Annotated in this window: 14 protein-coding genes; 8 read left to right on the top strand and 6 right to left on the bottom strand. The window is 75.0% G+C overall.

The window, feature by feature from the left end; translation table 11 throughout:
• Positions 1-27 precede the first annotated feature (27 nt).
• The 3 genes from LY71_RS12190 to mgrA all read left to right on the top strand — a co-directional run bounded on the left by LY71_RS12190 (position 28) and on the right by mgrA (position 3,266).
• Positions 28-1,536: an HNH endonuclease signature motif containing protein gene (locus tag LY71_RS12190; protein WP_106277793.1), complete on the top strand. Its 1,509-nt coding sequence runs from the start codon at positions 28-30 to the stop codon at positions 1,534-1,536.
• Positions 1,537-1,662: 126 nt separating this feature from the next.
• Entirely contained in the window at positions 1,663-2,238 is a 576-nt protein-coding gene (locus tag LY71_RS12185) for a GNAT family N-acetyltransferase (RefSeq protein WP_106277791.1), read from the top strand.
• Complete coding sequence (mgrA, locus tag LY71_RS12180) at positions 2,235-3,266, top strand: L-glyceraldehyde 3-phosphate reductase (RefSeq protein ID WP_106277789.1); 1,032 nt, start codon at positions 2,235-2,237, stop codon at positions 3,264-3,266. The genes LY71_RS12185 and mgrA overlap by 4 nt, the downstream gene beginning before the upstream one ends.
• A gap of 48 nt (positions 3,267-3,314) precedes the next feature.
• Here mgrA and LY71_RS12175 read toward each other — a convergent pair whose 3' ends face one another.
• The 3 genes from LY71_RS12175 to LY71_RS12165 all read right to left on the bottom strand — a co-directional run bounded on the left by LY71_RS12175 (position 3,315) and on the right by LY71_RS12165 (position 4,445).
• The gene (locus LY71_RS12175) at positions 3,315-3,746 is read right to left on the bottom strand and encodes a hypothetical protein (protein ID WP_106277787.1); all 432 of its coding nucleotides are present in this window, start codon (positions 3,744-3,746) and stop codon (positions 3,315-3,317) included.
• Positions 3,743-4,000 carry a hypothetical protein gene (locus tag LY71_RS12170; protein WP_169064642.1) on the bottom strand — a complete coding sequence of 86 codons (258 nt, stop codon included), beginning with the start codon at positions 3,998-4,000 and terminating at the stop codon, positions 3,743-3,745. The genes LY71_RS12175 and LY71_RS12170 overlap by 4 nt, the downstream gene beginning before the upstream one ends.
• A 109-nt stretch (positions 4,001-4,109) precedes the next feature.
• Positions 4,110-4,445 (bottom strand): VOC family protein, encoded by a 336-nt coding sequence (locus LY71_RS12165; protein ID WP_106277969.1) that lies wholly within the window; start codon positions 4,443-4,445, stop codon positions 4,110-4,112.
• Positions 4,446-4,541: 96 nt separating this feature from the next.
• Between LY71_RS12165 and LY71_RS12160 the strand changes: the two genes are divergently transcribed.
• Positions 4,542-5,327 (top strand): SDR family oxidoreductase, encoded by a 786-nt coding sequence (locus tag LY71_RS12160; RefSeq protein WP_106277784.1) that lies wholly within the window; start codon positions 4,542-4,544, stop codon positions 5,325-5,327.
• Here LY71_RS12160 and LY71_RS12155 read toward each other — a convergent pair.
• Complete coding sequence (locus LY71_RS12155; RefSeq protein WP_211297299.1) at positions 5,324-5,818, bottom strand: MarR family winged helix-turn-helix transcriptional regulator; 495 nt, start codon at positions 5,816-5,818, stop codon at positions 5,324-5,326. The two genes, LY71_RS12160 and LY71_RS12155, sit on opposite strands and share 4 nt — an antisense overlap.
• An 88-nt stretch (positions 5,819-5,906) precedes the next feature.
• Between LY71_RS12155 and LY71_RS12150 the strand changes: the two genes are divergently transcribed.
• Positions 5,907-6,587: a GTP cyclohydrolase II gene (locus tag LY71_RS12150; RefSeq protein WP_106277782.1), complete on the top strand. Its 681-nt coding sequence runs from the start codon at positions 5,907-5,909 to the stop codon at positions 6,585-6,587.
• Positions 6,588-6,601: 14 nt separating this feature from the next.
• The gene (locus LY71_RS12145; protein WP_106277780.1) at positions 6,602-7,483 is read left to right on the top strand and encodes a dioxygenase family protein; all 882 of its coding nucleotides are present in this window, start codon (positions 6,602-6,604) and stop codon (positions 7,481-7,483) included.
• 30 nt (positions 7,484-7,513) lie between these two features.
• Here the strand turns inward: LY71_RS12145 and LY71_RS12140 are convergent, their stop codons facing one another.
• Entirely contained in the window at positions 7,514-8,479 is a 966-nt protein-coding gene (locus tag LY71_RS12140) for a YihY/virulence factor BrkB family protein (protein ID WP_106277778.1), read from the bottom strand.
• Between the two features lie 85 nt (positions 8,480-8,564).
• Between LY71_RS12140 and LY71_RS12135 the strand changes: the two genes are divergently transcribed.
• Positions 8,565-9,377, top strand: coding sequence for a sulfite exporter TauE/SafE family protein (locus LY71_RS12135; protein WP_245887857.1), 813 nt, complete (start codon positions 8,565-8,567; stop codon positions 9,375-9,377).
• An 18-nt stretch (positions 9,378-9,395) separates the two neighbouring features.
• Here LY71_RS12135 and LY71_RS12130 read toward each other — a convergent pair whose 3' ends face one another.
• The gene (locus LY71_RS12130; RefSeq protein WP_106277773.1) at positions 9,396-11,045 is read right to left on the bottom strand and encodes an AMP-binding protein; all 1,650 of its coding nucleotides are present in this window, start codon (positions 11,043-11,045) and stop codon (positions 9,396-9,398) included.
• Between the two features lie 158 nt (positions 11,046-11,203).
• On the opposite strand from LY71_RS12130, the gene LY71_RS12125 reads away from it, so the two are divergent.
• A complete protein-coding gene (locus LY71_RS12125; protein ID WP_106277771.1) occupies positions 11,204-12,484 on the top strand; it encodes a hydroxyacid-oxoacid transhydrogenase in 1,281 nt (426 codons plus the stop codon).
• Positions 12,485-12,498 lie beyond the last annotated feature (14 nt).

Genomic DNA, 12,498 nt, shown 5'->3' with positions numbered 1-12,498 from the left:
GTCGTACCCCGGTCGTAGGTTCGGGTCGTGCAGGAGATCGAGGAGGACCAGCCGCCGGTGTGCGCCGGGGGGCTCCTCGACCTGCTCGTGACCGAGCCCCCGGAGCTGCGGCGACTGCCGGTGGTGCTGCTGACCCGCGAGCAGAAGGCCGCCGAGCTGGAGCACGTGGCCGCCCTCAAGGCCCGGCTGGCCGCCTACGAGGCCGAGCTCGTCCTCGGCTTGGCCGACGACACCCCGGACGACCTGGACCCCGCGCCCGGGACACCGGGTGCGACGCGGGGGTCGTGGGCGGCGGATCCGGAGCTGCCCGGCGTGAGTGAGTTCTTTCCCGCCGAGCTGGCGATGGTGCTCAACTGCGGCCGCCGGTCGGCCTCGCTGCTGGCGCACCGGGCGTGGGTGTACCGGGAGTCCCTCCCGGGCACCTGGGCGGCGCTGGCCGAGGGGGCGCTGGACGAGGCCCGAGCGAAGGTGCTCGTCGACGTGCTGCAGCACACCGACCCGGCGGTGGCCCGACAGGTGGAGTCCCGGCTGCTGCCCGAGGCCGCCGGCTGGACCACCCACATGCTCAGGAAGCGGGCCGTGGCCGCGCTGCTGGCGGTGGACGCCGATGCCGTTGATGAGCGGCGCCGGGAGGCCGAGCGGCAGGCCGATGTGCGGGTCTATCCCTCCCCGCGGGAGGGCATGAGCACCCTGACTGCCGATCTGCCGGCGCCGGTGGCGGCGTGCTTCGACCTGGTCGCCCAGCTGGCCGTCCTGCTCAAGCAGGACGGTGACGACCGGCCCATCGGCCGGCTGCGCGCGGCGGTGCTGGCCGACCTGCTCCAGCGGCCGTGGGACGACTCGCGTCCGCCGGTGACGGCGCACCTGCAGCTGATCGCCACCCTCAGCGCACTGAAGGGCGAGTCGAGCCAGGCGGGTGAGGTCAACGGGCTGCCGATCACCATCGGCCAGCTCCGCGACCTCCTCGCCCAGCTCGACGCCCTCGGCCTGCGCACGCCGGAGGGTGGCTCGGTGACGCTGGCGCTGACCGACGAGGACGGCGCCCTGCGCGCCACCACCACGCTGGAGCAGCTGCGCCGCCTCGCCAAGCGGGGATGCACCACCCACGGGCAGGACGAGTGCGGGTGCGCCGTGCTCGACCGACCCGGAGAGGTCGCCGCCTACGCGCCGTCGGCGGCGCAGCAGGCGTTCATCCACACCCGCGACCGCACCTGCCGCTTCCCCGGCTGCGGCCAACGCGTCGGGTGGGCCGATGCCGACCACGTCCTCCCGCACGCCCGCGGCGGCGCCACCGACTGCGCCAACCTGTGCTGCCTGTGCCGCAGCCACCACCGGCTGAAGACCTTCGCCCGCGGCTGGCACTTCCAGATGAGCACCGATGGCGTGCTGACCGTGACCACCCCGTCGGGGATCACCCGCACCACCCGGCCACCGGGCATGCGACCACCCGCGCCGGCCGAGCCCGCACCACCGGACGACGCCGGCCCGGCTCCACGGCCGCCGACCGATCCGGACGACGACCCACCGCCCTTCTGACCCTGCTCGCCCGGGTCGCCAGGTCGACCTGACGCCACCTCGACCCGTCGACACGGTGCCGACGCGATCGCCGGCAGCGCCGGGGAGGCGGGGGAGAGGTGGGGCCGGCGTCGATACCGTCGGCCGGTGCGTGCTGAGGGCGTCCGGCTCCGCGACGCCACGGCCGGCGATGCTCCCGCGCTCACCGATGCGCTGTTCTGCGCGGTCACCTGGCAGGGCACCGCCCGCCTCACCCGTGACGACATCGCGGCCGACCCGCGCCTGGCCCACTACGTGGCCGGCTGGCCGCGACCCGGCGACCTCGGCGTCGTCGCCGTCGTCGCCGGTGGTGAACCGGTCGGCGCCGCCTGGTGCCGCACCTTCCCAGCGGGGGACCCCGGCTACGGGTTCGTCGCCGAGGACGTCCCGGAGGTCTCGATGGGCGTGGCGCCCGCGCGGCGGGGCCAGGGCATCGGCACGGCGATGCTCGACGGCCTGGTCGCCCGCGCCCGGGAGACAGGCGCGCGTGCGCTGTCGCTGAGCGTCGAGGACGGCAACCGGGCCCGCGTCCTCTACGAGCGGGCCGGCTTCGTCGTCGTCGGCCGGCTCGGCGACTCCGACGTCATGCTGCTGGACCTGCGCCGGCCGGTCCCGTGCCGTACCGCGCCCGGGAACGCCCGCCGCGGTTCCCCGGGCCGGGGCGGGGGCAGGACAGCGCCATGACCCACACCGCTGCGGAGAACCGCTACGAGACCATGACCTACCGCCGCACCGGGCGCAGCGGCCTGGACCTGCCGGTGATCAGCCTCGGGCTGTGGCACAACTTCGGCGACGACGTCCCGATGGAGCGCCAGCGCGCCGTGCTGCGGCGGGCCTTCGACCTGGGGATCACCCACTTCGACCTGGCCAACAACTACGGCCCGCCCTACGGCTCGGCCGAGACCAACTTCGGCCGCCACCTGCGCGACGACTTCCGTCCCTACCGCGACGAGCTGGTGCTCTCCACCAAGGCCGGCTGGGACATGTGGCCCGGCCCCTACGGCCAGGGCGGCGGGTCGCGGAAGTACGTGCTGGCCAGCCTCGACCAGTCGCTGCGCCGCATGGGCCTGGACTACGTCGACGTCTTCTACTCCCACCGGCCCGACCCGACGACCCCGCTCGAGGAGACGATGGGGGCGCTGGACACCGCCGTCCGCTCGGGCAGGGCCCTCTACGCCGGCATCTCGTCGTACTCGCCGCAGGACACATCGCGCGCCGCCGCGATCCTGGCCGACCTCGGCACGCCGCTGCTGATCCACCAGCCCAGCTACTCGATGCTCAACCGCTGGATCGAGACCGAGGGGCTGCTCGACACCCTCGCCGACGTCGGCGCCGGCTGCATCGCCTTCTCGCCGCTGGCGCAGGGGATGCTCACCGACAAGTACCTCGGCGGCGTCCCCGAGGGCTCGCGCGCCAGCCAGGGCAAGTCGCTGTCGACCGACCTGCTCACCGACGAGGCGCTCGAGCGCGTGCGGGCGCTCAACGACATCGCCCAGGAGCGCGGGCAGTCGCTCGCCCAGATGGCGCTGGCCTGGGCGCTGCGCGACCGGCGGGTGACCAGCGTGCTCATCGGCGCGAGCAGCGTGACGCAGCTCGAGCAGAACGTGGCCGCGCTCGACCGGCTGGACTTCACCGACGACGAGCTCGCCCGCATCGACCGGCACGCCGTCGACGCCGGCGTCGACCTGTGGCAGGGGGCCCGCACCGCCTGAGCGCCCACCGGCCGCCGTCCCGCAGGGGACGGCGGCCGGTGGGACGGGTCAGCGGCCCCGGCGGCGGGCCAGGACGGCGAACCCCACGAGCAGCGCCGCCGCGGCCAGCACGCCGGCCGGCCCGCTGCTGCGCAGCGCCCCCGCCGGGTGCAGCCGCGCGTGCCGGGTGCCGACCAGTGCCGAGCCCGCGGCCGAGTCGACGTCGGCGCCGAGCGACAGCACCCGCCCGGCCGGTCCGTCCAGCCGCGCCGTCAGGCCGTGGTCGGCCAGCGTGTCGGCCACCCGGGCCAGCTCGGCCCGGCCCGGCGACCCCTGGGTGGCCGCGCCGCCGGCCACGCGCACCGCGGCGAACAGCCGCCGGACGTCGGGAGAGGTCACCTCGATCTCCGAGCCCGAGGCCTGCACCCGCACGGGGACGCCGTCGACCTCGACGGAGAGGTCGGCGGTCACCTCGAGGGCGTGCTCGCCCTCCGGCGTCATCCCCGGCTGGCGTTCTCGGCGGTGGTGATGCGCAGCGTGCCGTTGAGCTTCCAGGTGGCGCGCGGCGCCTGCGGGCCGGTCTCGCGCGGCACCTCGACGGTCATGTCCACGAACTCGTAGTTGATCGCCGCGCCCTTCCCCGTCAGGTAGGACCACATCTCCTTGCCGAGGTCGGCGAAGCTGGTGGTCTCGTGCGACTTGATGTCGCGCTGACCGGTGGCGGCGTCGCGGGTGGTCGTGTCGGGAACGGTCACGGGGTCTCCTCGATCTCGGTGGTGTGCGACTCGGTGGCGCACTACCCCCGGTCCCGACGCCGCACACGGCAGGTGGCAGCCGGTCGCGTACCGCCTCTGACCTGGCCGGTCAGCCCCCCGTGACGACGACGCGGTTGCCGTCGGGGTCGGCCAGCCGCAGCAGGCGGCCGCCGCCACCGGGCTCCGGGCCGTCGTGCGCGGTGCCCGCCGCGCTCGCGGCGGCGGCGACGGCGTCGAGGTCGGAGACGGCCAGCACCACGGTCGAGCGGCCGCTGCGCCCCGGCTCCCGCCACACCTGCACGCCGGCGGAGTCGGTGAGGTGCCACTCGAGCAGGCCGTCCATCGGCCGGCTGTCGGGGCCGCGGCCGAACAGCGCGGTGTACCAGCGCTCCGCGCGGTCGAGGTCGGTGACGGTGGCCTGGGCGAGCACGGTGGTGACGGTCACGGTGGTCTGCTCCTCGTCGGGGTCGTGGGAGGGCAGACCGCCCGACGGCGGGGGACTCATCGCGCGCCGGCGCGGGGACCGGGGTAGGACTCGGGCATGCAGCTGCAGGACGCCGTCGTCGTCGTCACCGGGGCCGGCAGCGGGATCGGTGCCGCGCTGGCCCGCCGCGCCGCCGCCGAGGGAGCCGCCGCCGTCGTGGTCAGCGACCGCGACGGCGCGGCGGCCGAGCGGGTCGCCGGGGAGGTCGGCGGCACCGCCGACGCCACCGACGTCACCGACGAGGCCGCCGTCGCGGCGCTGGTGGAGCGGACGGTGGCCGCCCACGGCCGGGTCGACCTGTTCTGCTCCAACGCCGGGGTGTTCTCCGGCGGCGGGATCGAGACCGACACCGCCGTGTGGGAGCAGGTGTTCGCGGTCAACGTGCTCGCCCACGTGTACGCCGCCCGCGCGGTGCTGCCGTCGATGCTGGAGCGGGGCTCGGGCCACCTGCTCAACGTCGCGTCGGCTGCCGGCCTGCTCACCACGCCCGGCGACGCGCCCTACACGGTGACCAAGCACGGCGCGGTGGCGCTGGCCGAGTGGCTGGCGGTCACCTACGGCGACCGCGGCATCGGCGTCAGCTGCGTCTGCCCGCTCGGGGTGAGCACGCCGCTGCTGATGGACCCGCTGGAGCAGGGCCGGTCGGCGGCCGCCGTCGTCGCTGCCTCCGGGCGGGTGATCACGCCCGAGGACGTGGCGCAGTCGGTGGTCGAGGGGCTCGCCGACGAGCGGTTCCTGATCCTCCCGCACCCGGAGGTGGCCACGTACTGGGCGCAGAAGGCCGCCGAGCCGGAGCGGTGGCTGGCCGGCGTCCGCCGCCTGGTGCGCTCGACGTCGGGCTAGTCCCGGTCGGCCCGGTCCAGCGCCCCGGTCAGCCGGCCGTCGGGGTCCAGCCGCCGCAGCAGCGCGTCCGCGATGCCGGCGAGCTGGGTGACCTGCTCCGGGGTGAGCGCGTCGACCACGTGCTCGCGGACCGTGGCGACGTGGCCGGGCGCGGTCTCGCGCACCTTCGCCCAGCCGGCCTCGGTCAGCCGCGCGTTCGTGGCCCGGCCGTCGGAGGGGCAGGGCGCCCGCTCGACCAGCCCGCGCTCCTCCAGCCGGCGGACGACGTGGGAGAGCCGGGGGAGGGTGGCGTTGGTGCGCGCGGCCAGGTCGGTCATCCGGAGCACCCGGTCCGGCGCCTCGGACAGCATCGCGAGCACGTGGTAGTCGAAGTGGGTGAGCTGCGCGTCGCGGCGCAGCTGGCCGTCGAGGACGCCGGGCAGCAGCTCGACGACGGCGACCAGCCGCCGCCACGCCGCCATCTCGTCCTCGTCGAGCCACCGCGGTTCCACACCGGCATGGTCCCACCCGGGTACTTGTAGCTTCAACCTCCGTGGGCTACGGTCGTCACTTGTAGGTACAAGTGATTGGGAGGCCGGCATGACCCTCACCCTCGGCGCGGACACGGTGTCCGCCTCCCCGGCGCCGGCGACCGTGCGCACCCGGGTGACCGTGCCGCTGCGCTTCGCCGACGGGTACGCCACGACCGCCGAGGTGTTCACCTTCACCGGCCTGGCCGACGGCGGGGAGCACCTGGCCCTCGGGCTGGGCGACTGGCGCGGCGCGGCGGACCGTGCCGGGGCCGGCGGCGAGGCGCCGCTGGTGCGCCCGCACAGCGAGTGCCTGACCGGCGACGTGCTCGGCAGCGAGCGGTGCGACTGCGGGCCGCAGCTGCGCGAGGCGGCCGAGCGGATCACCGGCGCCGGCGGCGTCCTGCTGTACCTGCGCCAGGAGGGCCGCGGCATCGGCCTCTACGCCAAGCTCGACGCCTACGCCCTCCAGGACGCCGGCCTGGACACCTACCAGGCCAACCTGGCCCTCGGCCGCGGCGAGGACGAGCGCGACTACACCGCCGCCGCGCAGATGCTCACCGCGCTCGGCGTCGACCGGGTGCGGCTGCTGTCCAACAACCCCGACAAGGCCGCCCAGCTGGGGCTGCTCGGCGTCGCGGTCACCGAGCGGGTGCCCACCGGCGTCCACCTGTCGGCCGCCAACGCCCGCTACCTCGCCGTCAAGCGCGACCACACCGCCCACACCCTCGACCTGCCGCTGGCCGGCTGACCCCGGGAGACCCCGTGCACCCCACCGCCGTCGCCGACGCGCGCATCGACCCCCGCCACCCGTTCGCCGCGCACCTGCGGCACGTCGCCGGCCTCGGACCGCACCGGTCCTGGACGCCGGACGACGGCCCGCTGCCGGCGCTCTACCTCTCCCACGGTGCTCCGCCGCTGTTCGAGGACACCCCGTGGATGCGGCAGCTGGCCGCCTGGGCCCGCGCGCTGCCCCGGCCGCGGGCGGTGCTCATCGTCAGCGCGCACTGGGAGTCGGACTCCCTCGGCATCGCCAGCACCGCGCCCACCGGGCTGGTCTACGACTTCGGCGGCTTCGACCCGCTGTACTCCTCGATGCGCTACGACACCCCGGAGGCCTCCGACCTGGCGCGGCAGCTGCTGGCCGTGCTGCCGGAGACCGCGCACGTGCACGAGCACCGCAGCCGCGGCCTCGACCACGGCGCCTGGGTGCCGCTGAAGGTCATGTACCCCGAGGCCGACGTCCCGGTGCTGCAGCTGAGCCTGCCCACGCACGACACCGCCACGCTGCTGGCCCTCGGCGAGCGGCTGCGCCCGCTGCGCGAGCAGGGCGTGCTCGTCGTCGGGTCGGGCTTCATGACCCACGGGCTGCCCTACCTGACGCGGGAGATGCTCGGCGGCGCCGTCCCGGACTGGTCGGCGGACTTCGACGCCTGGGCCGCCGACGCGCTCGGCCGTGGCGACGTCGAGGAGCTGTCCCGGTTCCGGCTGCGGGCGCCCGGGCTGCGCTACGCCCACCCGACGGTGGAGCACTTCACGCCGCTGTTCGTCACCCTGGGTGCGGCGACCGATCCGGCCGCCGGCGTCACCACCACGGTCGACGGCTTCTTCATCGGCCTGGCCAAGCGCTCGTTCCAGGTCGCCTGAGGCGGGTCGCCCGAGCCGGCGCCGCCGGCGTCACCGCTCGCTGGGGTAGGGCGGGACGCTGTCGGCGACGACGGCGCCCCGCTCGCCCAGCGGGCGCTCCGGGCCGACGGTCGAGTCGCGCGCCGTCTGGCGCTCGGCCTCGGCGTTGAACGCCGCGCCCAGGAACACCAGGAACACGGTCACCCACAGCCAGAACATGCTGATCGCCACGCCGGCCAGCGAGCCGTAGGTCGCCGCGTAGCTGCCCAGGCTGCTGACGTAGGCGAAGAAGCCGATCGTCGTCGCCAGCCACAGCGCGGTGACCACGACCGAGCCGGGGGTGATCCACCGCCAGCGAGCCTGCTTCCGGTCGGGCCCCAGGCGGTAGAGGACGGCGAGCACCCCGGCCATCAGCGCCGCGGCCGCGACCCAGGCCAGCACCGGGACGGCCGCCCGCACCGCGCCGGGTGCCCCGTCGACGGCACCGGGGACGAGCCCGGCCACGGTGAACACGGCGGCGAGCAGCACCGCGCCGCCCAGCACGAGGGCGAGCGCGAGCGCGCTGCGCCGGAGGAACCCCCGGGTCTCCTCCTCGTGGTAGGCCAGCGTCAGCCCGTCGACCAGGTACGTCATCGCCGTGGTGGCGGTGTAGAGGGCAGCGGCCAGGCCGGTGATGCCGCGGAAGGTGAGCACCTGCCCGGAAGCGGTGGTGACCGTGACCAGCTGGTCGGCGACCACCGACCGCAGGTCCTCGGGGAGCATCCCGGCCACGCTCGACAGCTGCCGGAGGGCGTCCTCCGGGGTGTTCACCGCGCCGTAGACCGACACGGCGGTCACCAGCACCGGCGCGACGGACAGGACGGCGAAGAAGGCCACCCCCGCCGCCTGCACCATGAGCCGGTCGCTGAGGGCGTGCCGGAGGACGCGGCGCAGGACCGGCCGCCAGTCCCGCAGGGGCAGCCGGTGCGGGGAGTCGGCCTCGCTGGCCGCGTGCCCGCCGGCCCGTGCGCGCGCCATGCGTCATCTGACCGCCGCCGGGCACCGGCCGCAACGCCGGACCCCGCCGTCCCGCCCGGCCGCGGCTGGGGGAGGCTGGCCCCTCGTGAGCGACGTCCTCCTCCCCGACGGGCTGACGCCGTGGGTGCTCGCGTTCGTGCTCGTCGCGGCGCTGGCCGCCGGCTGGGTGGACGCCGTGGTCGGGGGCGGCGGCCTGTTGCAGCTGCCCGCCCTGCTGCTCGTGCCGGGCCTGTCCCCGGTGCAGGCGCTGGCCACGAACAAGCTGGCCTCGTTCTTCGGCACCACGACCAGCGCCGTCACCTACCAGCGGCGCGTGCACCCCGACCTGCGCACCGCCCTGCCGATGGCGGGCGTCGCCCTGGTGGCCTCCTTCGGCGGCGCGTCGGTCGCCGCGCTGCTGCCGGCCGCGGTGTTCAAGCCGGTGATCGTCGTGGCGCTGGTGGGCATCGCGCTGTTCACCGCGTTCCGCCCGGCGCTCGGCGAGGTGACCGCGCTGCGCCACACCGGCCGCCGGCACCACGGCACCGCGCTGGCCGTCGGCGCGGTCATCGGCTTCTACGACGGCGTCCTCGGCCCCGGCACCGGCTCCTTCCTCGTGTTCTCCCTCGTGGCGCTGCTCGGCTACGACTTCCTGTCGGCCAGCGCCAAGGCGAAGATCGTCAACGTCGCCACCAACGTCGGCGCGCTGGCGTTCTTCGTGCCGCACGGCTCGGTCGTCTGGGGCCTGGGCCTGCTGCTCGCGGCGGCCAACACGCTCGGCGGCTACCTGGGGTCGCGCACTGCCACCAGCCGCGGCACCGGCTTCGTCCGCGGGGTCTTCCTCGTCGTGGTCACCGCGCTGATCGCCCGGCTGGGCTGGGACGTGTGGACGGAGAACCTGCGGCCGCTGCTGCGCTGAGCGTGGCCGGCCTGCCGGTCAGGTACCGCGCAGCTCGCGCCGGAGGATCTTGCCGGTGACGGTCTTCGGCAGCTCGTCGAGCAGCACGACGCTGCGCGGGTACTTGTAGGCCGCCATCCGCTCCCGGCAGTGCGCGATCAGGTCCTCGGGCGTGGCGCTCGTCCCGGGCCGGAGGCTGACGAACGCCTTGACCGTCTCGCCGCGCCTCTCGTCGGGGACGCCGATGACGGCGGACTCGCGGACGGCCGGGTGCTCGGCGAGCACGTCCTCGACCTCGCGCGGCCAGACCTTGTAGCCCGACGCGTTGATCATGTCCTTCTTGCGGTCGACGATGTAGACCCAGCCCTCTGGGTCCATGATCCCGACGTCGCCGCTCCGGAGCGCGCCGCCGGGCAGGTCCACCGCCGTCTGCTCGGGCTTGCCCCAGTAGCCGGGCACCACCTGCGGGCCCTCGGCCACGATCTCGCCCACCTCGCCCAGCGGCAGGTCGTGCCCGTCGTCGTCCTGGATGCGGACGACGGTGTTCGGCGCGGGCACACCCACCGACAGCGCACCGGAGGCCGGGTCGACCGGGCCGGGCGTGCCGAAGGGCGTGACCGTCATCGGCGACGTGGTCTCGGTGAGGCCGTAGGCGTTGTGCACCCGCGTGCCGGTGGCCTCGAGGAACCGCCGCTCGGCCGCCGGGGAGATGGCCGCCCCGCCGGAGTAGACGGACGTGAGGGACGCGAAGTGGTCGCGCGTGCACCCGGGGGCGTCGACCAGTCCGGTGAGGGCGGTGATCGCGCCGATGGTGAACGCGGGACGGTGCTCCAGCAGGGCGTCGAGCACCACCCGGGGCTCGTAGCGGTAGGCGAGCACCAGGGGTGCCGGTGCCAGCAGGCTGACGGCGACGTGGCCGATCAACCCGGTGATGTGGAACAGCGGGGCGAGGGCGAGGACCGGGCCGTCCCGCCCGGCGCGCATCCAGTCGCGGTAGACCTGCGCGGTGAAGACGACGTTGCGGTGGGTGTTCATCGCCCCCTTCGGCACTCCGGTCGTGCCCGAGGTGTAGGTCAGGAACGCGACGTCGTCGGGCCCGAGGTCCACAGGTGGCGGGGTCCGTCCGCGGTACCGCTCGACGAACCCGAGCAGGTCGGTGGTGCCCTCGTGCCGCTGTCGCGTGACGCCGGCGAACAGCCGCTGGTCGTCCCGCGTCTGCAGGTCCAGGCCGCTGGTGGTCAGCACCAGGTGCACGCCGGTGCCGGGCACGACCTCCCGGGCCACCTCGTCGTGGAGGTGCTCCAGGCAGACCAGCACCGCCGCCCCGGAGTCGGCCAGCAGGTACGACAGCTCCCGCGCCCGGCTCATCGGGTTGATCGGCACCACCACCCCGCCGGCCTTCCACGTGCCGACCACGGCCAAGACGAACTGGGGCACGTTCTGCAGGTAGACCGCCACCCGGTCGCCCCGCCGGAGACCTGCGTCCAGGAGGCCGGCTGCCAGGGCGTCGGTCGTGGCGTCGAGGTCGCGGCGGACGACCGTGCCGTCGAAGTAGCGCAACGCGTCGCCGTCGGGATCGCGCTGCACGCCGGCGCGGAACATCGAGAGCGCGTCGTCGAACTCCAGGTCGTAGTCGGCGGGCTGGTCGCCGTAGCGGGCCAGCCACGGCCGCTTGTCGTAGACGCTCACGGCCGGGCCCCGGCGGGCAGGGGCACGAGGGGAGCGGTCACCGGGCACCTCCGGACGACGGCGGCGGAGCACTGCTGACCCTGCCGCGCTGTGGTCACGACCACAAGCACGTGCGACGCTGCCCGCGACCGGTACCGCGCCCCGGGGGAGGACCCGCCATGAGCAGCCCGACGTCCGAGTCCGTCTTCACCTACGGAGCGCCGCAGCTGAAGTTCGGCAGCGGCGCCTCCGACGAGATCGGCTACGACCTGAGCCGGTTCGGCGTCCGGAGGGTCCTCGTGGTGACCGACCCCGGGGTGGCGGCCACCGGGCTGCCGCAGCGGGTGGCCGACCAGATGGCCCGCTTCGACATCGAGGCGCACGTCTACGACGGCGCGCAGGTCGAGCCCACCGACGCCAGCCTGGCCGCGGCGGCCGAGGAGGCCCGCTCGTCGGGGCCGTGGGACGCCTTCGTCGCCGTCGGCGGCGGGTCGAGCATCGACACCGCCAAGGCCGTCGACCTGCTCACCACCAACCCCGGCGAGCTCATGGACTACGTCAACGTGCCGGTGGGGAAGGGACGGGCCCCGGAGCACCAGCTCAAGCCGCTGGTCGCCGTCCCGACGACGACCGGCACCGGCTCGGAGAGCACCACCATCTGCGTGCTCGACGTGCTCGCGCAGAAGGTGAAGTCCGGCATCAGCCACCCGTGGCTGCGGCCCACCCTCGCCGTCATCGACCCCGAGCTGACGCTCACCCAGCCGGCCGGGGTCACCGCGGCCTCGGGCATGGACATCCTGTGCCACGCGCTGGAGAGCTACACCGCCCGCTGGTACACCACCTACGACCGCAAGGCCCCGGAGCAGCGGGTGCCCTACTGCGGGTCCAACCCGATCTCGGACATGTGGTCGGAGAAGGCGCTCACCCTGCTCGCCGGCTCCTTCCGGCGCGCGGTGCGCCACGGCGACGACCGGCAGGCCCGCGCGGACATGGCCATGGCGGCCACCTTCGCCGGGATGGGCTTCGGCAACGCCGGCGTCCACGTGCCGCACGCCAACGCCTACCCGATCGCCGGTCAGGTGCGCGACTTCCACCCGAAGGACTACCCGGCCGACCACGCGATGGTGCCGCACGGGATGTCGGTGGCGCTGACCGCGCCGGAGGCCTTCCGGTTCACCTTCGAGGCCGCGCCCGAGCGGCACCTGCGCGCCGCGTCGCTGCTCGCGCCCAACGCCGGCACCCCCGACGAGCCGGCCGAGTTCCTGCCCACGGTGCTGACCGACCTCATGCGCGACATCGACATCCCCAACGGGATCGGCGCGGTCGGGTTCGGGGAGGGCGACGTCCCGTCGCTGGTCGAGGGCGCGATGAAGCAGCAGCGGCTGCTGGCCACCTGCCCGCGGGACGTCACCGAGGACGACCTGGCGGGGGTGTTCACCCGCTCGATCGAGCTCTGGTGAGCGTCCGGTGTCGA

This window comes from Geodermatophilus tzadiensis (genome assembly GCF_003002915.1).
In the GTDB taxonomy this organism is placed as follows: domain Bacteria; phylum Actinomycetota; class Actinomycetes; order Mycobacteriales; family Geodermatophilaceae; genus Geodermatophilus; species Geodermatophilus tzadiensis.
Note: the sequence above shows the minus strand (reverse complement) of the source record. Positions and strands in the feature narration are given on the sequence as shown.